16 protein-coding genes are annotated in these 19918 nt (G+C 66.0%); 10 read left to right on the top strand and 6 right to left on the bottom strand.

The genetic code is table 11. From position 1 onward, the window contains the following. Nucleotides 1-43: 43 nt before the first annotated feature. Nucleotides 44-1174, bottom strand: a complete 1131-nt coding sequence (locus AC5P57_RS10235) for a pyridoxal phosphate-dependent aminotransferase (RefSeq protein WP_262234868.1) — start codon at nucleotides 1172-1174, stop codon at nucleotides 44-46. Nucleotides 1175-1293: 119 nt separating this feature from the next. On the opposite strand from AC5P57_RS10235, the gene ligA reads away from it, so the two are divergent. From ligA to AC5P57_RS10270, 7 genes are all read left to right on the top strand, one after another. Next, the gene (gene ligA / locus AC5P57_RS10240) at nucleotides 1294-3786 is read left to right on the top strand and encodes an NAD-dependent DNA ligase LigA (RefSeq protein ID WP_262234869.1); all 2493 of its coding nucleotides are present in this window, start codon (nucleotides 1294-1296) and stop codon (nucleotides 3784-3786) included. A gap of 50 nt (nucleotides 3787-3836) precedes the next feature. Then, nucleotides 3837-4322 (top strand): GNAT family N-acetyltransferase, encoded by a 486-nt coding sequence (locus AC5P57_RS10245; RefSeq protein WP_024957227.1) that lies wholly within the window; start codon nucleotides 3837-3839, stop codon nucleotides 4320-4322. Beyond that, on the top strand, nucleotides 4319-5275 hold the full coding sequence (epmA, locus tag AC5P57_RS10250) for an EF-P lysine aminoacylase EpmA (protein WP_262234870.1): 957 nt from the start codon (nucleotides 4319-4321) through the stop codon (nucleotides 5273-5275). The genes AC5P57_RS10245 and epmA overlap by 4 nt, the downstream gene beginning before the upstream one ends. A gap of 138 nt (nucleotides 5276-5413) precedes the next feature. Continuing rightward, nucleotides 5414-6142 (top strand): DUF3011 domain-containing protein, encoded by a 729-nt coding sequence (locus tag AC5P57_RS10255; RefSeq protein ID WP_099552365.1) that lies wholly within the window; start codon nucleotides 5414-5416, stop codon nucleotides 6140-6142. Between the two features lie 47 nt (nucleotides 6143-6189). After that, nucleotides 6190-7254, top strand: a complete 1065-nt coding sequence (gene mtnA / locus AC5P57_RS10260; protein WP_262234871.1) for an S-methyl-5-thioribose-1-phosphate isomerase — start codon at nucleotides 6190-6192, stop codon at nucleotides 7252-7254. A 236-nt stretch (nucleotides 7255-7490) separates the two neighbouring features. Next, nucleotides 7491-10205 carry a DNA gyrase subunit A gene (gene gyrA / locus AC5P57_RS10265; protein WP_099552363.1) on the top strand — a complete coding sequence of 905 codons (2715 nt, stop codon included), beginning with the start codon at nucleotides 7491-7493 and terminating at the stop codon, nucleotides 10203-10205. 131 nt (nucleotides 10206-10336) lie between these two features. After that, on the top strand, nucleotides 10337-12865 hold the full coding sequence (locus AC5P57_RS10270) for a membrane-bound PQQ-dependent dehydrogenase, glucose/quinate/shikimate family (protein WP_262234872.1): 2529 nt from the start codon (nucleotides 10337-10339) through the stop codon (nucleotides 12863-12865). A gap of 43 nt (nucleotides 12866-12908) precedes the next feature. Here AC5P57_RS10270 and AC5P57_RS10275 read toward each other — a convergent pair whose 3' ends face one another. Beyond that, the gene (locus tag AC5P57_RS10275; protein ID WP_262234873.1) at nucleotides 12909-13898 is read right to left on the bottom strand and encodes a zinc-dependent alcohol dehydrogenase family protein; all 990 of its coding nucleotides are present in this window, start codon (nucleotides 13896-13898) and stop codon (nucleotides 12909-12911) included. Nucleotides 13899-14017: 119 nt separating this feature from the next. On the opposite strand from AC5P57_RS10275, the gene AC5P57_RS10280 reads away from it, so the two are divergent. Next, entirely contained in the window at nucleotides 14018-14923 is a 906-nt protein-coding gene (locus AC5P57_RS10280; protein WP_099552361.1) for a LysR family transcriptional regulator, read from the top strand. 63 nt (nucleotides 14924-14986) lie between these two features. Then, nucleotides 14987-15475: a DUF4952 domain-containing protein gene (locus tag AC5P57_RS10285; RefSeq protein ID WP_262234874.1), complete on the top strand. Its 489-nt coding sequence runs from the start codon at nucleotides 14987-14989 to the stop codon at nucleotides 15473-15475. 318 nt (nucleotides 15476-15793) lie between these two features. Here the strand turns inward: AC5P57_RS10285 and AC5P57_RS10290 are convergent, their stop codons facing one another. From AC5P57_RS10290 to AC5P57_RS10305, 4 genes are all read right to left on the bottom strand, one after another. Further along, nucleotides 15794-16195 carry a DUF3037 domain-containing protein gene (locus AC5P57_RS10290; RefSeq protein ID WP_262234875.1) on the bottom strand — a complete coding sequence of 134 codons (402 nt, stop codon included), beginning with the start codon at nucleotides 16193-16195 and terminating at the stop codon, nucleotides 15794-15796. After that, on the bottom strand, nucleotides 16173-16949 hold the full coding sequence (locus AC5P57_RS10295; RefSeq protein WP_021202746.1) for a HipA family kinase: 777 nt from the start codon (nucleotides 16947-16949) through the stop codon (nucleotides 16173-16175). Before AC5P57_RS10295 ends, AC5P57_RS10290 begins: the two co-directional genes overlap by 23 nt. Nucleotides 16950-17019: 70 nt before the next feature. Then, the gene (locus tag AC5P57_RS10300) at nucleotides 17020-18447 is read right to left on the bottom strand and encodes an XVIPCD domain-containing protein (RefSeq protein ID WP_262234876.1); all 1428 of its coding nucleotides are present in this window, start codon (nucleotides 18445-18447) and stop codon (nucleotides 17020-17022) included. Between the two features lie 13 nt (nucleotides 18448-18460). Next, entirely contained in the window at nucleotides 18461-18967 is a 507-nt protein-coding gene (locus AC5P57_RS10305; RefSeq protein WP_262234877.1) for a hypothetical protein, read from the bottom strand. Nucleotides 18968-19473: 506 nt separating this feature from the next. On the opposite strand from AC5P57_RS10305, the gene AC5P57_RS10310 reads away from it, so the two are divergent. Continuing rightward, nucleotides 19474-19803 (top strand): hypothetical protein, encoded by a 330-nt coding sequence (locus tag AC5P57_RS10310; protein ID WP_142806309.1) that lies wholly within the window; start codon nucleotides 19474-19476, stop codon nucleotides 19801-19803. The last annotated feature ends 115 nt before the right edge of the window (nucleotides 19804-19918 follow it).

Genomic DNA, 19918 nt, shown 5'->3' on the forward strand with positions numbered 1-19918 from the left:
ATGCGTGGATGGGGCGAACCAAGGTTCGCCCCCACCAACAGGGTCAGGCCGGTACGCCGGCCACCTTCGCGAATGCGCGGCGGAACGCGGCCATTTCGTCTTCGGTGCCCACCGTTACGCGCACGCGCTGCGGCCAGATCGGCCAGCTTCGCCCGATCACCACGCCGTTGTCGGCCATTGCCTTGGCGAACGCGCTGCCGTCGCGCTGGACGTCGACCACGAAGCAGTTCGCTTCCGACGGCACGCAGCTGAAACCACGCTTGCCCAGCCACGCGATGGTGGCCTGCCGCACCTTGGCATTCTGCAGGCGGCGCTGCGGAATCAACTGCGGATCGCGCAGGCTGGCCAGTGCAGCGGCCAGCGCTGGCACGGGCAGCGGGTTGTCGCCCAGGCTGGCCAGTTCGCGCAGGCGGTCGGGATGCGCGGCCGCCACGCCCAGGCGCAGGCCGGCCATGCCAAAGAGCTTGGAGAACGTGCGCAACACGATCAGGTCATCGCGCTGCGCCACCTGAGCGATCAGGCTCGGCTGTTCGCTGTACTGCAGGTAGGCCTCGTCCAACAACACGCGGGTGGAGGCTGGCTTGTGGGCCAGCAGCCAGGCGAGCTCATCCGGCGGGCTGATCGAGCCGGTCGGGTTGTTCGGGTTGCACACATACAGCAGCCCGGTCGGGCGTGCGTGCGCGGCGGCGACCATCGCGCGCAGGTCGTGTGCGCCGTCGGTTCGCAGCGGCACCTTCTGCACGTGCGCGCCATGCGCGGCGGCGACGTCACCCAGCGTCTCGAAGGTCGGGTCGGCCACCACCAGCCCGGCCTGCGGGCCGGTCCATACGACGGCTGCGCGATTGAGGGGTTCGCTGGAGCCAGGGTAGAGGCGGACATGATCAGCCGGCAGCCCTGCTTGTTCGATGAATGCGTCGCGCACCTGGCCGGCCAGCGCGAAACGGTAGCGGCCGCAACCGGCGATGCTGTCGCGCGCAGCCTGCTGCGCTGCGGGCGAGGGGCCATACGGGCACTCGTTGAAATTCAGCAGCACCGCGCCTTCGCCTGAAGCCGGCACAGCTGCCGAAGCCGCAGCGGGTTGGGCCTGGGCAAGGCGGGGCAGGCCGGTGCCGGCCAGGGCGAGGCCGGCACCGGCCAGTTGCAGGAAGTGGCGGCGGGAGGCAGGCAGGGTCACGGGTGGGATTCCGAAGGGCAGCCCGCGCACGCTAGCGCTGGTTGGAGTTGCTCGCAAGATGCCTCTCCATCACCTGGCGCGCGGTAGAATTCGACGCCCGATTTCAGCTTGGCACTCACATGAGCCTTTCTCCTCTAGAGCAAATCAATAAGCTTCGCCGCAAGATCGCGGCGGCGAGTGAGGCCTACAACGAGCGTGATGAGTCACTCATTACTGATGCTGAGTACGACAGGCTGGTTCGAGAGCTAGAAGCTCTCGAACAGGAGTTTCCTCAGTTTGATTCGCCTGATTCGCCATCCCACTCGGTGGGTGGTAGGGCATCTCGGTCATTTGGCAAGATTGTTCACGACATGCCAATGCTTTCGCTCTCGAATGCTTTTAACGAGAGTGAGGTTCGTGCGTTCGTTGAAAAGGTTGTCCGCCAAATCGGAGACAAGAGCCCAAGATTTAGCGTCGAACCAAAGATCGATGGCTTGGCTATTAGTCTCACCTATCAAGACGGGATCTTGAAGCGCGCCGCAACCCGTGGGGATAGCGGCGTCGGTGAGGACGTCACTGCAAATGCGAGAACGATTTCTCAGATTCCAAAGAAGATCTCGGGAGTCGGTGTTCCGTCGGTGCTGGAAGTTCGCGGTGAGGTTTATATGCCTCACAAGGGGTTCAATGAGTACAACGAGCGAGCAAGGGCGAGCGGTGGAAAACCGCTCGCCAATCCACGTAATGGTGCGGCTGGATCTCTACGCCTTCTTGACTCGCGAATGGTCGCCCTAAGGCCACTTGCATTCTTTACCTACGGCATTGGCGTGGTGGAGTTTGAGGCGGATCTTTTCCGCGAAAGTGATGACTGGAGCGAACTGGCCCACTCGGAGATCTTGGCAAAGCTGAAGAAATGGGGGTTTCCGGTCAGCGATTTGGTTACCGTCGTGGAGGGATACCGTGGGCTGATTGAGTACTACCGTCATCTTGGCGAAATTCGAGACGATCTGGGATTCGACATCGACGGCGTTGTCTACAAGCTCGATGATCGTGCCGGCCAGCAGGCGATGGGCTTCGTCTCGCGTGCACCGCGCTGGGCCATCGCGCACAAGTTCCCGGCGCAGGAACAGAGCACCACGGTGGAGGCGATCGAGATCCAGATCGGCCGCACCGGTGCCGCCACCCCGGTCGCGCGCCTGGCGCCGGTGGCCGTGGCCGGCGTGATCGTGTCCAACGCCACGCTGCACAACGCCGATCAGATCGCACGCCTGGACGTCCGCGTCGGTGACAGCGTGATCGTGCGCCGTGCGGGCGACGTGATCCCGGAAGTGGTCAGCGTCATCCTCGACCGCCGTCCGCAGGGCACTACGCCGTGGCAGATGCCGACGCGCTGCCCGGTGTGCGGCTCGGAAATCGTGCGCGAGGAAGGTGCAGCCGCATGGCGCTGTTCGGGTGAGCTGTCCTGCCCTGCGCAGCGCAAGGAGGCCATTGCCCATTTCGCCTCGCGCCGCGCGATGGATATCGATGGCCTCGGCGACAAGTACATCGAAACCCTGGTCGACGCCGGCATCGTCAAGAGCGTGGCCGATCTGTACCGCCTCAGCCGTGACCAGCTGTTGCACCTGAAGCTGGTGCTGGACGCCGAGGATCCGTCGGAACTGGCCGCTGCGCTGAAGTTGCACCTGCCCGCCGAGGGCAGTGGTGCGGTGCTCAATGCGGTGCTCAAGCTGGACGGCAACGATCCGGGCTGGCGCGCGCAGGCGCTGGCGCAGCCGGCCAGCTTCGAATGGAACACGAAGAAGATCGCCACCAAGTGGGCCGACAACCTGATCGCAGCGATCGACGCCAGCCGAGCCGCCACGCTGGAGCGCCTGCTGTTCGCGCTCGGCATCGAACATGTGGGCGAAAGCACGGCCAAGGCGCTGGCGCAGTGGTTCGGTGACCTGGAACTGATCCGCCACCTGCCGTGGCCGTTGTTCAAGCGCGTGCCGGACATCGGTGGCGAAGTGGCGCGGTCGCTCGGCCACTTCTTCGAGCAGCAGGGCAACCAGCAGGCCATCGATGACCTGCTGCAGGTCGGCCAGGTGCGCATCAGCGATGTGCACGCGCCCAGCGCCAAGCTGCGCGAAGGCCTGGATCTGGCGCAGCTGCTGGTCGAGTCGGAGATCCCCGGCATCACCCGCCTGCGCGCGGAAAAGCTGGTCGCCGTGTTGCCTGGTGCTCAGGCGGTGCTCGACGCCGAGCATGGCCAGTTCGTCAACGCCGGGTTGCCGGATGACACCGCGCGCGGGCTGGCCGAGTGGCTGGACGCCGATGGCCACGGTGCGATGCTGTTGGCCGCCGAGAACGCGATGCGGCAGATCCTGGCCAAGGCGCCGGCGCTGGCCGAGATCGTGGCCGGTCCGCTGGACGGGCAGACCGTGGTGCTGACCGGCACCCTGGCCCAGCTCACCCGCGATGCGGCCAAGGAGCGCCTGGAGGCCCTCGGTGCCAAGGTGTCCGGCAGCGTTTCAAAGAAGACCAGTTTCGTGGTGGCCGGCACAGAGGCAGGCTCCAAGCTGGACAAGGCGCAGTCGCTGGGTGTGCCGGTGTGGGACGAGGACCGCCTGCTGGCCTATCTTGCCGAACACGAATGATGACCCCGTCGGGTGCCCCCGCACCCGGCATGAAACACGAAGGAACACCGATGCAGACCGCCCCGCTGGATTTCCGCCTGGCCACCCGTGCTGACGAGGAGCTGCTGATCGCGTTGATGCGCGAGTTCTACGCCGAAGACAGGATCGACTTCGACGACGCGCGCGTGCGTCGCGGCGTGGATGCACTGCTGGCCGACCCACGCAACGGCGAAGTGCTGTTGTGGCTGGACGAGGCGGGCGAGGTGGTCGGTTACGCAGTGATCGCGATGGGCTTCAGCCTGGAACAGGGCGGCCACTTCATGCTGCTGGACGAGCTGTACCTGGCCCACCGTGCGCGCGGTCGTGGCCGCGGCAAGCAGGCGCTGGCGATCTGCGAACAGCGTGCGCGCGGCCGTGGTGTCAGCCGCCTGCGCCTGGAAGTGAACCACCACAACGAACTGGCACGGCGCCTGTACCTGGCCAGCGGCTATATCGATGACACCCGTGACCTGCTGACCCTGCCGCTGGACCATCCGCGCCCGGAGGGCATCCTGTGAGCGAGGCCCTGCTGCGCACGCTGCAGCAGCGTGCCGCGCTCAATGCGCTGGTGCGCCGCTTCTTCGCTGAGCGCGATGTGCTGGAGGTGGAGACGCCGATCCTGTCGGTGGCCGGCAACACCGAGCCGAACATCGACAGCTTCCATACCGATTTCACCGGCCATGTCGATGCGGGTGGCCGTCGCCGTTGGCTGCGCACCTCGCCGGAGTACCCGCTCAAGCGCCTGCTGGCCGCCGGCGTCGGCGACTGCTACGAACTGGGTCGGGTGTTCCGCAACGGCGAGGCCGGTGGCCGCCACAATCCTGAATTCACCATGCTGGAGTGGTACCGGGTTGGCTGGGATCATCATCGCCTGGTGCAGGAGACCGCCGAGCTGGTTGCCCAGGCGCTGGCGCTGGTCGGACGCAGTGCGACGCTGCGCGTGCTGAGCTACCGCGAGCTGTTCCGGCAGTACGTGGGTGTGGACCCGTTCGAGGCCGATGAGGCTGCATTGCGGGTCGCGCTGGGTGATGTGCACATCGATCCGGTCGGCTTGACCCGCGACGACTGGCTGGACCTGTTGATGACCCATCGCATCCAGCCGCACTTCGATGACGCGGTGATGACCGTGGTCCATGATTGGCCCGCCAGCCAGGCCGCGCTGGCGCGCATCCGCCCCGGCACGCCGCCACTGGCCGAGCGTTTCGAGCTGTACCTGGGCGCGGTGGAACTGGCCAATGGCTATCACGAACTGAACGACGCCGGCGAACAGCGCGCGCGTTTCCAGCGTGACCAGCAGCGGCGCCACGAGCGCGGCCAGGTGCAGCCGGCACTGGACGAAGCGTTGCTGGCCGCATTGCCGTCGATGCCGGCCTGCGCCGGCGTTGCGGTGGGTGTGGATCGCCTGCTGATGGCGATGAACCGCACGCCGCGCATCGCCGACGTGCTGGCCTACGACTTTGCCCACGCATGAGCGACGTGCGTTCCTGAACGTCGAAGACTGAACGGAATTCCGTGTTTCCGCGCTTGCTTCGGTAAGCAGGATGATGCTCTTATCACGGCAGATGCCGGACACTGGCACGCAGTTCATCCATTCCTGCTGGGGAAGGCTTTGGTCAAGTGGTTTGCGGTTGTCGCTGCACCGGTGTACTCCATCGCGCTCTGGGGTGCCTGGCTGCCGTCATCGGCATCTGCCCAGCAGGCCGGCTACGACGGTGAAGTGGTGACCTGTGAATCACGCGACATGGGCTGGGTGCATTGCGATATCGATGTCAGCAACGGCATCGACCTGGTGCGCCAGCTCTCCAACAGCAGCTGCATCCGTGGCAGCGAATGGGGCACCGACCGCAGCGGCGTGTGGGTCACGCTGGGCTGCCGCGCCGAGTTCCGCGCGCGCCGCGCTGCAGGTGCCGCGCCCGCAGCCAGCGAGGGCAAGCGCCTGGTCCGTCGCGTGGTGCGTTGTGAATCCAATGGCCGCCCGCAGAGTTGCCCGGTGCGCCTGGATGGCGCGCCAGTGCGCCTGCTGCGCCAGCTGTCGGCGCTGCCATGCCGCGAAGGGCAGGGCTGGGGCTACAAGCGCAATGAAGTCTGGACCAGCCGCGGTTGCCAGGGGGACTTCGAAGTGGCTGACGAGGATGGCCGATTCGTCGACGTACCACGCCGGCTGACCTGTGAATCGAAGTCGAAGAAGCGCCGCTTCTGCGGTGCCAGCATCTCTGTCGGCGCGGCCGTGTTCGAGCAGCTGTCCAGCACGCCGTGCGAGGAAGGCAGTACCTGGGGCTGGAGTCGCAACGGCATCTGGGTGGACGGCGGCTGCCGCGCCGAATTCTCGGTGAATTGAGTCCGGGCGGGCTCCAACCCCGGGGGGCGTGGCCCTACAATGGGCCCATGAACACTGCCTCCGACATCGACTACGCCCGTTACGACCACATCCGCCCGATCCTGTGGACCGGCGATGCCCTGCAACTGCTGGACCAGCGCAAGCTGCCGTTCGTGGTCGAGCATGTGGTCTGCCATGACAGTGACGAAGTGGCTGCGGCCATCCACGCGTTGACCGTGCGTGGTGCGCCGGCAATCGGCATCGCCGCCGCCTGGGGCGTGGTACTGGCGGCGCGCGAAGTGCAGGCCGCCGACGGTGCACATGCCCTGCAGCAGCTGGAGCCGGCGCTGCAGCGCCTGAACGCCTCGCGTCCGACCGCCGTCAATCTGGCCTGGGCGCTGGCGCGCATGCGCCGTTGCCTGAATGCCGCCGGTGCTGACTGGAAGGCGAGGCTGGAGGCGGAAGCGCAGGCCATCGCCGAGGAAGACCTGGCCGCCAACCGCCACATGGGTGCGCTGGGCGCAGGCCTGATCGAAGCCGGCAGCGGCGTGCTGACCCACTGCAACACCGGCTCGCTGGCCACCGCCGGCTTCGGCACCGCGCTGGGCGTGATCCGTGCCGGCATGGCCCAGCATCGCATCGCCCGCGTGTTCGCCGGCGAAACCCGGCCGTGGCTGCAGGGCGCGCGCCTGACCGTGTGGGAGCTGCAGCAGGATGGCATTGACGCCACGCTGATCGCCGATTCGGCTGCCTCGCACCTGATGAAGACCGGTGCTGTGCAGTGGGTGATCGTCGGTGCCGACCGCATCTGCGCCAACGGCGATACCGCCAACAAGATCGGAACCTACCAGCTGGCCATCGCTGCGCGCCATCACGGCGTGAAGTTCATGGTCGTGGCGCCGTCCTCGACGGTGGACATGGAGACTGTTGACGGCAGCCAGATCGAGATCGAGCAGCGCGATCCGGGCGAGCTGTACGGTGTGGGCGGCACCCGCACCGTGGCCGAGGGCATCGCTGCCTGGAACCCGGTGTTCGACGTCACCCCGGGCGAGCTGATCGACGCCATCGTGACCGAGCGCGGGGTGATCCTGAACCCGACCGCCGGGAACATGCGCGCCGCCTTCGGCGGCTGATGGACAGCGGGGTCGGAGCCCTTTCCGCAGGAAAGGGCTCCTACCCCGGCCCCGGTGGTGCCGGCCGCTGGCCGGCAACCCCCTAAGTTCCTGATTTGTGCAGGTAAAATCCCCGTAAAGGGAGGCGGAAAACGGCCTGTTGTGGTAGTATCCACAGGTTGAATCGAGGTTCCGGCGCGACCCCCTCCCGCAGAGGGCTGCGCCGGACTGGACCGCTACCAGACAACGGAACCCGAATGGCAGAAACCGCCAAGGAAATCATCCAGGTCAACCTGGAAGACGAGATGCGCAAGAGCTACCTCGATTACGCCATGAGCGTGATCGTGGGCCGCGCGCTCCCGGATGCGCGCGACGGCCTCAAGCCGGTGCATCGCCGCGTGCTGTTCGCGATGAATGAACTGAACGCGCACAGCAACAAGCCCTACTTCAAGTCGGCGCGTATCGTCGGTGACGTCATCGGTAAGTACCACCCGCATGGCGACCAGTCGGTGTACGACACGCTGGTGCGCCTGGCACAGCCGTTCTCGCTGCGCTACATGCTGGTCGATGGCCAGGGTAACTTCGGCTCCATCGATGGCGACTCCGCCGCGGCGATGCGATACACCGAAGCGCGCATGTCGCGCCTCGCGCATGAGCTGATGGCCGACATCGACAAGGAAACCGTCGATTTCCAGCCCAACTACGACGAAAAGGAACTGGAGCCGACGGTCATGCCGACCCGGTTCCCGAACCTGCTGGTCAATGGTTCGGCCGGTATCGCGGTGGGCATGGCGACCAACATCCCGCCGCACAACCTGAGCGAATCGATCAACGCCTGCATCGCGCTGATCGACAACCCGGAAATCGACGTCGACGGCCTGATGGAGTACATCCCGGGCCCGGATTTCCCGACTGCCGGCATCATCAATGGCACCGCCGGCATCGTCGCCGGCTATCGCACCGGCCGCGGCCGTGTGCGCATCCGTGCCAAGGCCGATATCGAAGTGGCCGACAACGGCCGCGAATCGATCATCGTCACCGAAATTCCTTACCAGGTGAACAAGGCGCGTCTGATCGAGAAGATCGCCGAGCTGGTCAAGGAAAAGAAGATCGAAGGCATCAGCGAGCTGCGCGATGAGTCCGACAAGGACGGCATGCGCATCTACATCGAGATCAAGCGCGGTGAATCTGCCGAGGTTGTGCTGAACAACCTGTACCAGCAGACGCAGATGGAATCGGTGTTCGGCATCAACATGGTGGCGCTGGTCGACGGCCGCCCGCAGTTGATGAACCTCAAGCAGATGCTGGAGGCGTTCGTCCGCCACCGTCGCGAAGTGGTCACCCGCCGCACTGTGTTCGAGCTGCGCAAGGCGCGCGCCCGTGCCCACGTGCTGGAAGGCCTGACCGTCGCGCTGGCCAACATCGACGAGATGATCGAACTGATCAAGACCTCGCCGAACCCGAACGAAGCACGCGAGCGCATGCTGGCACGCGTGTGGGAGCCGGGCCTGGTCGGTGCCATGCTGGGTGCTGCCGGTGCCGAAGCCTCGCGCCCGGAAGACCTGCCCAAGGGCGTGGGCCTGATCGAGGGCGGCTACCAGCTGACCGAGATCCAGGCCACCCAGATCCTGGAAATGCGCCTGCACCGCCTGACCGGGCTGGAGCAGGACCGCTTGACCGACGAGTACAAGCAGCTGCTGGAAGTGATCGCCGGGCTGATCCACATCCTGGAAGATCCCGACCGCCTGCTGCAGGTGATCCGCGAAGAGCTGGTCAGCGTCAAGGCCGAGTTCGGCGACGAGCGTCGTACCGAGATCCGCCACAGCGAAGAAGACCTGGACATCCTCGACCTGATCGCGCCGGAAGACGTGGTGGTCACCGTGTCGCATGCCGGTTACGTGAAGCGCCAGCCGGTCAGCGTTTACCGCGCGCAGCGCCGTGGTGGCCGTGGCCGCAGTGCGGCGGCGACCAAGGAAGAGGATTTCATCGAACAGCTGTGGCTGGTCAACACGCACGACACGCTGCTGACCTTCACCAGTTCGGGCAAGGTGTTCTGGCTGCCGGTCTACCAGCTGCCCGAAGCCGGTTCCAACGCTCGTGGCCGTCCGATCATCAACTGGATTCCGCTGGAGCCCGGTGAACGCGTGCAGGCCGTGCTGCCGGTGCGCGAGTACGCCGATGGCCAGTTCGTGTTCTTCGCTACGAAGAACGGTACGGTCAAGAAGACCCCGCTGGGCGAGTTCGCCTTCCGTCTGGCCCGCGGCAAGATCGCGATCAACCTGGACGAGGGCGATGCGCTGGTCGGCGTCGGCCTGACCGACGGTGAGCGCGACATCCTGCTGTTCGCCTCCAACGGCAAGACCGTGCGCTTCGGCGAGGACAAGGTCCGCTCGATGGGCCGTACCGCCACCGGCGTGCGTGGCATCAAGATGCCGGCTGGCGAGGAAGTGGTCAGCCTGATCGTGGCCGAAAGTGCCGGTGGCATCGAGGACGAGAACGAGGACGACAACGGTGTCGAGGAAGCCGCCGCCAATGGCGATGCGGTGATCGACGGCGCCGACGACGCCAGCGTGCAGTACATCCTCACCGCGACCGAGAACGGCTACGGCAAGCGCACCCCGCTGCCTGATTACCCGCGCAAGGGCCGTGGCACGCAGGGCGTGATCGGCATCCAGACCACCGAGCGCAACGGCAAGCTGGTCGCCGCGGTGCTGATGGGTTCGGATGACGAAGTGCTGCTGATCTCCGACGGTGGCACCCTGGTGCGTACCCGTGGCTCGGAAATCAGCCGCGTCGGCCGCAACACCCAGGGCGTGACCCTGATCCGCCTGTCCAAGGACGAGAAGCTGCAGGCGGTGGAGCGCATGGATGCCTCGATCGACGAGGACGAGGATGAGGTGGCTGCTGCCGCCCCGGCCACGACCGACGGCGCACCGGCTGCTGCCAGCAGCGAGGACGCCGCGCAGGAGTGATCCTGCCGCGAGCCTGAGGTACCCGACGACGCCGGCCCCGTGCCGGCGTCGTCGTATCTGGATGCCGCACATACGCGCGCGCTTCACGCAGGCGGTGGGATAAGGGCGCATGCTGCCCCCGGAGATCGACGATGTCCGCCACGCCGCAGTCCGCTCCTGTCCCCGTCCGCGCCTCGCGCCATCCCCTCGTCACCGTGCTGTCGCTGTTGCTGGTCGTGCTCGGCCTGGTCATCGGTGGTCTCGGCGCGTGGCTGCTCAGCCTTGGGGGCTCTGCGTACTACACCATCGCAGGATTCGGCCTGCTGGCCAGCGGCATCCTGTTGTTCGGCAACCGCCGCAGCGGTGCATTGCTGTATGCGCTGGTGTTCATCGGCACACTGCTGTGGACCTGGTGGGAGTCGGGCAGCGACTACTGGCGCTGGGTGCCACGGCTGGGCCTGGTGACCGCACTTGGCATCGTGCTGGCCTTGCTGGCGCCCACCCTGCACGAGCCGGTCTCCAAGCGCTTGTCGCGCAGTGTGGCGGGCGTGCTGATGCTGGTGTTCGTGGCCGCCTTCGGCCTGGCCTTTGCGCCGCATGGTGAAGTGGACGGGCACCTGCCGTTCCCGGAAGGCGCAGTCAGCGCCGGACTGGAACCTACGCGCGATACCACGGGCCTGCAGCCGGTTGACCAGCCCGCCGAGGGCGACTGGCCGGCGTGGGGCCGCAGCAATGCGGCCACCCGCTATTCGCCGCTGCAGCAGATCACCCCGGCCAATGTGGCCACGTTGCAGCTGGCCTGGCAGTTCCGCACCGGCGATATGCCGAAGAAGCGCTGGGGCGCGGAAACCACCCCGCTGAAGATCGGCGACCGGCTGTACCTGTGCACCGCGCGCAACCGACTGATCGCGCTTGACGCTGCCAGCGGCAAGGAACTGTGGCGGTTCGATCCAAAGGTGAAGGATGCCTCGATTCCCTATACCGCTGCCTGTCGTGGTGTGAGTTATTACGAACAATCGAGCGCACCGACCGTGGCCGATGCGGTGCTGGCCGATGTCGCCGCTGATCTGGCGCTGCCGGAACCGCCGCCCAGCGTCACCCGCAGCGCTGCACCGGGCAGTCGTCCGGCGTGCTGGGCGCGCATCATTGAAGGCACGCTGGACGGTCGCATCATCGCGGTGGACGCGGACAGCGGCCATCCCTGCGCCAACTTCGGCAACAACGGCCAGGTCGACATCACATTGGGGATGGGCGAGGTGCCACCGGGTTACGTGTCGATCACCTCGCCACCGGCCATCGTGCGCGGCGTGATCGTGACCGGTCATCAGGTGCTGGACGGGCAGCGCCGCGATGCGCCGTCGGGCGTGATCCAGGCGTACGACGCCATCACCGGCAAGCTGCGCTGGGCGTGGGACATGGACCAGCCCGAGCGCAGCGGCCTGCCGCCGCGCGAGCAGACCTATACGCGCGGCACGCCGAACATGTGGACCACCGCCACCGGTGATGAAGCGCTGGGCCTGGTCTACCTGCCGCTGGGCAATTCAGCCGGCGACTACTGGAGCGGCTCGCGCACGGAGAACCAGAATCGCTATGCGACCTCGCTGGTGGCGATCGACGTGGCCACCGGCAAGCCGGTCTGGCATTTCCAGGCGGTGCGCAAGGATGTGTGGGACTACGACCTGGGTTCGCAGGCCAGCCTGATCGACTACCCGACGGCGGCGGGCAAGGTGCCGGCGATCCTGCTGCCGACCAAGCAGGGTGACATGTACATCCTCGATCGCCGCAACGGCCAGCTCCTGACCGCCGCCGAAGAGCGCAAGGTGCCGGTCGGCGGCGTCGAACCCGAGCAGCGTTCTCCGACCCAGCTGTTTTCGCTGTACCACACGCTGCGCCGCGAACATGACCTGACCGAGCGTGACATGTGGGGCATCACCCCGATCGACCAGCTGGTCTGCCGCATCCAGTTCCGCAAGGCGTACTACGAGGGTTTCTATACGCCGCCGAGCAGCGAGCGCCATTCCATCGAGTACCCCGGCTACAACGGCGGCTCGGACTGGGGCAGCGTGTCCATCGATACGCGCCGCGGCGTGATCGTGGCCAACTACAACGACATGCCCAACTACAACCGGCTGGTGCCACGTGCCGAGGCTGACCGGTTGGGCTGGCTGCCACGCGAGAAGATCCGGTTTGACAAAGGCGGTGCCGAAGGCGCGGGCGACCCGCAGGTGGGCACGCCGTATGGCATCCAGGTCAACGCTGGCTGGCGACTGCCGTTCACCGGCCTGCTGTGCAAGCAGCCCCCCTATGGCGGCATCCGTGCCATCGACCTGCGCACCGGCAAGCTGCTGTGGGACCGCCCGTTCGGCAGTGCGCGCGGCAACGGACCGTTCGGCATCCGTTCCGGCCTGCCGATCGAGATCGGCACGCCGAACAATGGCGGTTCGGTAGTCACCGCCAGCGGCCTGATCTTCATCGCCGCTGCCACCGATGACCTGCTGCGCGCGATTGATCTGAAGACCGGCAAGGAGCTGTGGCACGCCAAGCTGCCGGCGGGCGGGCAGGCCAACCCGATGGTGTACGAACAGGGTGGCCGCCAGTACGTGGTGATCATGGCCGGCGGCCACCATTTCATGGAAACCCCGAACGGCGATTACGTGATGGCGTTTGCATTGCCGAGGTAACCGCAACGGGGGCGGTGGGCCGCCCCCATTGCACGACACGGGATTACACCGTGACCACCACCTTGCCGATCTGCTCGTTCGATTCCAGGTAACGGTGTGCTTCCTGGATCTGCGCGAACGGGAACACCTTGGCGATCATCGGCGCCAGCACGCCCTTGTCCAGGCCATCGAGGATGAAGGCTTTGGCACGCGCCAGCGCGGCATCGTCGGAGACGATTTCCGAGTACAGGTAGCCCTTCAGCGTCAGCGACTTGCCCAGCACGTTGAACAGCGGGAACGGCGTGGGTTCGCTGCTCAGCGCGCCGTATTCCAGCAGGATGCCGCCACGTGCCATCGCTTCGGTCAGCGGAACGAACTGCGGGCCACCGATCGGATCGAACACCACGCGGGCGCCGGCGCCACCGGTGATGCGCGCTACTTCGGCCACCAGATCCTGCTCCTGGGTGGCGATGACGTGGGCGGCACCGGCATCGAGCAGGGCCTGGCGCTTGCCCGGGCCACGGGTGACCGCGATCGGCGTGGCGCCCACCGCATTGGCGATCTGGATCGCGGCCAGGCCAACGCTGCTGCTGGCAGCGGTGATGATGACGAAATCCCCGGCGGACAGGTGCGCCTGCTCCAGCAGCGCGCCCCAGGCGGTGACGTACTGCATCCACACCGCAGCAGCCGTTTCAAAGTCCAGCGCCTGCGGGTGCTTGACCGCCAGTCGAGCCGGCACATTGGCCAGCTCGCCGTAGGTGCCCCAGCGCGCGATGTCCAGCGGCGGTACCACGCTGACCGCATCGCCTGCTGCGAAGCCGCTCACCGCACTGCCGACCGCTTCGACAATGCCGGCCGCTTCGTAGCCCAGCCGGCTGGGGAACTGCGCTTCCTGCAGATAGGCGCCGTTGCGGAACATCACCTCGGCGCGGTTCAGGCCGATCGCCCTCACCCGGATCTGGACCTCGTCAGTGGCGGGTGCGGGAACGTCGATATCGTCGATGCGCAGCACATCGGCGGTGCCATATTCGTGGATGCGGACAACCTGGCTCATGGGGGACTCCGAGGAAGGGCCGACGAGGGCGCCGGCGAAAGGGTGGGCACTACTGTGCGCGTAGTCTGCAACCAGAATAAGGGGTAATCTGGTGTTTCATTGGAAAACATTTGTTTGCAATGGACCTGATCGTTCCCCTGCGGACCTTCGCCAAGGTAGCCGAGGTCGGCTCTTTCGCCGCCGCTGCCGAGGCATTGGACCTGTCGCCGCAGCTGGTCGGCAAGCACATCCAGGCGCTGGAGCAGCATCTGGGCGTGCGCCTGCTCAACCGCACCACGCGCAAGCAGAGCCTGACCGACTTCGGCCAGGCCTATCTGGCACGGGCACGGGTGATCCTGGAGGAAGTGGAGGGCGCCGAGCAATTGGCGGAAGTGGCGCGCGGACGGCCGATGGGACGCCTGCGCATCAGCGCGCCGGTCACCTTTGGCGTGCACGCGCTCGGCCCGGCAGTGGTGGCTTACATGCAGCAGTACCCGGATGTGCAGGTCGATCTGAACCTGTCCAACAGCCTGGTGGACATCGTCGAGGACGGCTACGACCTGGTGTTCCGTACCGGTGACCTGGCCGACAGCGGGCTGGTGGCACGGCGATTGGGGCCGTATCCGCTTGTGCTGTGCGCATCGCCGGCCTACCTGGTGTCGCGTCCGCCGATTACCCACCCGAGTGACCTGAGCCGGCACGAGTGCCTGGGCTTCGCGCATTCGATCATCCGCACCCGCTGGAGCTTCCGCGATGCCGATGGCAGCGTGTTGAGCGTGCCGGTGTCCAGCCGCTTCATGGTCAATCAGGCCGAGCCGCTGTTGACGGCGGCCGTGGGTGGTCTGGGATTGATCCTGCAGCCCTACGAAATGCTTGCCGCCGCGCTGGCGCGTGGTGAGCTGGTCGAAGTGCTCCCGGACCATGTGCCGGTATCGACCTGGATCAACCTGGTATACCCGCGCGATCGCCAGCTGACCCCCAAGCTGCGCAGCTTCCTGGACTTCTGCGTGGCACGATTTACTGAGCAGACGATGGCAAGGCGATAGCGTGGCATCGATCAGCGTCCCCATGTTCCCATGCGAAGGACTCGCCCCGTGATGTCTCTCCCGTTGCCGCAGCATGCCACCCGCTTCCTGCTCCTGGCGTCCTTTTCCAGCGCCAGCGCGCTTGCGCAACAGACACCTGCGCAGGCGTTGGCCGAGTGGGAGGTGCAAGGGCGCGCGGATGGCCTGGCGCGACCTGATATCGAATGCCAGGATTTCCTGCAGGCGATGGGCCGGAAGCCGGCAGGGCTGGAGTACGTGGGCTGCAGCCAGGACGACGCGTCCTACATCAAACCCATGCAAGCCCACTACCGCGTTGCAGGCGCCCGTGCCGAGCGGGTCGAGGCGTATCTGCATGCGACGTTCGGCATGCCGATGTTGCGCTACACCTGCTGTGGCTGGAGCAATGGTGCGCCGTACAGCTGGTGCGAAGGTGCAGACACGGTGAGGTACCAGATCGGGATGGGTGTGGAATCGCTGCCGCATGAGCGGAGCGAGTGGGAACGCATCGAAGCATTCGACGTGACGGTTGAGGTTTTGCGGCAGAGTCCCTAGCGTGGCTGCGGCGGCGGATCCTTGGCCTGGGATGCGTACAGGGATCCCAGAAAAGGAACTGCCACGAAGGCTGTCGGATGCCTGCTGCTCTGCACTGCGCTGGCGCTTCCGGTTCTGACGCTTCGCCGGTTTCTCCTGCCGCAGGTGCAACCGCATCCGGGCGTCCACTCCTGCACTGGATGTGGGAAGCGCGGAGTGGGGCGGGTAGAGTCGACTATCGCGCAGAGCGCGGGCTCTTTGATCTTTCCGCAAACGGCAGTCGACTAACTGTCGACTCTACCCAATCGACGTCACTCAGGCATCGTCACCCAATCGACGTCACCCAGTCGGCGCCGGCACCCGCACCATCTTCGTCATCAAGTGTTCCACAACACCCGCCGGGTCGGCCGTGCGGCCGACATGCGTGCTCGACATCTGCACGACCGAGCTACGCTTGGCGGTGAGGAAGTGGAAGCGGGCGCGAGCGGGCAATTGCGCGATGGGGCCGGCGCTGGCGTCGCCGCGGCAGATGGCCACGATCGCATCCAGCCACGGCTGCAGCGCCTCCTGGTCCAGCGCCGGCGCGAAGGCCTGCAGGCGCGCAGGATCGATCTCGATGGCCGCCTCCAGATGTCGCGCGCCAGGACAGGAGACGATCACCCCGACGTTGATGAATTCCTCGCGTTCCACCCGCGGTACCACGCGGATGACCGCGTAGTCATACGTGTGCAGCGTGGGCACGGATGGCCTCCTGCACGAACACCGCACGCACTTTCAGGCGATGCTTGAGATAGTCGATATAGCCTTGGCGATAGGCCTGCGGACTGTCGAATGCCGGCTCGTTGACCAGCCAGCTGTCCGGCACCAGGCCGACGATGCGCTCGATCTCGGCATCGGTCAGGCGCGCGGCCAGCTCGGCATCCACCTCGGCGATACGGCTGGCGAACGACAGCAGCACATGGTCGCGGATCAGCACGAACGGCTTTTCGCAGGCATCGCCAGCGTTGGCCCAGTCGTGGTGGAAATACATCGCCGCGCCGTGGTCGATCAGGTACAGCTTGCGGTGCCACACCATCAGGTTGGGGTTGCGCGTGGTGCGATCGACATTGCTGGTGAATGCATCGAACCAGACGATGCGCGAGGCCAGGTCCGCATCCACCGGCATCGCCGCCGGGTCGTAATTGATCGCGCCGGGCAGGTAGTCCAAGCCCAGGTTCAGGCCCTCGCTGGCGCGGATCAGCTCCTGGATCTCCGGGTCCGGTTCGGTGCGGGCGAACTCGCGGTCCAGTTCCACAAACAGGATCTCTGGAATCGGCAGGCCCAGCGTGCGCGCCATCTCGCCGGCGATCAGCTCGGCAATCAAGGCCTTCGGGCCTTGGCCGGCACCACGGAACTTGAGTACGGCCATGCCGTCGTCGTCGGTCTCGACCACGGCCGGCAGGGAGCCACCTTCCCGCAAGGGAGTGATGTAGCGGAGGGCATGTACGGTGCGCATGGACGCATTCTAGCGTGCTGCCGGGACGGGAGCGCCGGGCGATGCCGCGGCGGCTCCCCGCCCTCTGCCCTCAGTGTGACAACGCGCTACGCTGCTGTTCCTGCACCTGCGTGCGGGTCTGCTCCTGCAAGGCCTGATCGGCCTGTCGCTGGTTGACCACGGCAAGCGTATCCAGGCTGTCCTGTACGGGGCGTTGCACAGCCTCGGCGGTGGGCGATGACGCGCGCAGCGAGGCCGGATCATCCAGCGGCCCCTTCACCACGAAGATGCTCTGCGCCGCGCCCGCACCATCGGTCTGGCGGCTGAGCACCACATGGTCGACCCGGTCCAGCCCGTTTTCGCGGGCCAGCACCAGCAGGCTGGCGCTCAGGCGCTCGCTGGACGCATCGAAACTGCGTCCGTTGGCAGCATCCAGCGCCGCTACCTTGTCGCGGATCTGCTCGTGCAGGGTACGGTCACGGCCTTCCGCAATCGGCAACGCCATTGCATCACCTGCGGAGGCCTGCTTTGCGGTGATGGGGACATGTGCATGCGTGCCTTCGGTGTGGTCGAAGTAATGCAACGTCGACGGCGAGGTGCTGGTGTCGAAGTAGGGCTGGCGCGGGGGCGAGCCCTCGCCGAGGTTGAGCCCGTTCTGCTCCAGCAGGCGCTCGTCCAGGCCCAGCTTCTTCATGTTCACTTCCATCCGGCTGACGCCGTCGGGCGCTGGATTCGCGGCCTCGTATCCGCTGGCCAGTTCGATCGCCTGGGCGCCGTAGAAATTCTGGTAGTCCGAATTCCCATGATGGCCCAGGCCGGTGCTGACGCCCTGATCGTAATAGTGCCTGGCCATTCCCTCGATGTTGGCTGCGGTGGGGGAGATGGTCAGGTCCGCATTGAGGGTCAGCTCCGGGTGCGGGGCATAGGTGATCGGCGGGCCGGGGCGCGACTGGATGACGTCTGTCGAGCGGGTGCTGGCTTCATACAGGTCGCGCAGGGTAGCGTCCGGATTGTTGGCACGTACCTGGCTGACCAGCGCATTCCAGCCCGCGATGTTCGAAGAGGCCTCATCGCGGCGGTTGGCCGCGAGCAGCGTGCCGATGGCCTCGGTGTAATCATGGCTGGTGGTACGGCCTGCGATCTGCTCCACGTCGGCATCGAACTGCACGTAGGCTCGCTCGACATCAGCATCGTTGAAGCCGTGCTGGATCTCGTGACCGAGCACAAAGGCAACCTCGGCGGCGTCGAACCTGTCCGGTGCCGCCGGGGTCGACAAGCTGCTGGCGGGCAGGTTGATGGATTTCGTGCTGGTCTCGTAGGTGCCACCCGCATTGCTTGTGGCGGGCAACAGTTCGAAGCGTTCCAGATGGCCTGCCGCGATGGCGGCGTCCACCTGCTTTGCCAGCACCGGCGAGCCCGCGATGACGCTGCGCAGGTTGTCGACCTGGTCGCTGGTGACGTCGGTCCTGCCGGCGAACTCGCCCAGCAGGCGTTCCGTTTCTGCGGAGAGGATCGTCATTTGATGGCTCCCCTTACTGCACGGTGACAAGACGCACGCAGGCATGCGTGGCGTCGCCGAGGGCGTGGGGGTTCTCGGGCATCGTGTCGACCTTGATGCTCAGCTGCGGTCGATCGAAGCGGTCGTAGATCACCCGTCCGTGTTCGCCGCGAACCGTCTCGCGCTTGAAGCCGGCGGCATCCAGTGCCGAGGCGAAGTGGTTGAAGTCGACCTGGCAGATCGCCGCAGCCGAGGCCTTGCGATCGCTGCTGGTGTCCATGAAGTTCAGGTCGAGCCGCGCGTCGGCGGTGCCGGCCCGCCGCACTTCCAGGCCATAGCCCCATTCCGGCGTCAGCGTGCCGCCATAGCCGAAGTGGCCGGGGCCGAAGGTCTGCGCTGGCGCCTGCATTGCCGCGGACAGGCGTTCGACGGTGAGCTCGCGGGTGGAGGTCGTTGCCTTGATCAGGTCCAGCAGGCGCGACAACAGTTGCTCGGCATTGAGCGGGGAGGGCGAAGTGGTCTCGGATACGGCAGGGGTCATGGCGTCGGTTCCTTGAGAAGTCGGCATGCGGTCGGCGGCATGTGCGCAGGCGCTGAGCGCGGCCGCTGAAAATGCGAGCGTCCACGGTCGTATGAATGCGTACCGGGGCATGTGCGTTCCTTGCAGATTGAAGGCTGACCCTAGGGCCATCCGGATGAAGCAGAGGTTAAGCGCGCTTGAAGCGTGGTCTTCACTTCGTCCTTCCTTCAGCGGTGGCAGCATCGGTTTCCAAGGAGCGTTCCACACGCGTGTGACCTTCAACAGGAGGCCGTCATGCAGCTACAGCGTAGCCGTCACGCTTCACCCTGCATGCAGCACGGGTGGTGTTGACCCTGGCCCGATAGGGCCTTCCACCGGCAAGGAGGCCGCCGTACGCGCCACTTGTCCAGACGTGTCCATCGTGTATCCGGACCTCGGCAGTTGTCTGCCGGCTCCGCGATTCCGCTGGACGCCCGCTTTCAATGTGCCTTGTCCATGATGTTCCTGCAGGCTTTGGAGGTGCACCGATGAGCGACGAATTCAATCCAATGCTGCCACCGCTGGATGATGCCAAGGTCGAGGAAATGATCGGCAAGCTGGTGCTGGTCGGGGTTACCCGTTATGGGGGGGACGGTCAGGTGCAGGGCCTTGAACAATATGCCGGCACCGTGCTGCGCATCAGCGCCGACGAAGGCGTGGTCCTGGCTGATGAGAACGATGGCCATGAGCGCTACCTGCCGCCGATGCTGGACCAGTACCAGCCGGCCGAGCCCGGCGAGTACCGCATGCGCAACAGCGGCATGATCGTGATTGACCCGGATTATCTGGCCACCTGGGACCTGCACGCCCAGCAGTAGTGCCAGGCCATGCCTGGCAGGTGCCGGCAATTTCCCGGCACCTCCCGGAGCTGCACTTTGCTCCATCCGGCCACTAGCCCTTCCGGCCCATTCACGACAACCCCTGCGGTGCTAG

The sequence above is a fragment of the Stenotrophomonas sp. YJH_SMC_79 genome (genome assembly GCF_059367995.1).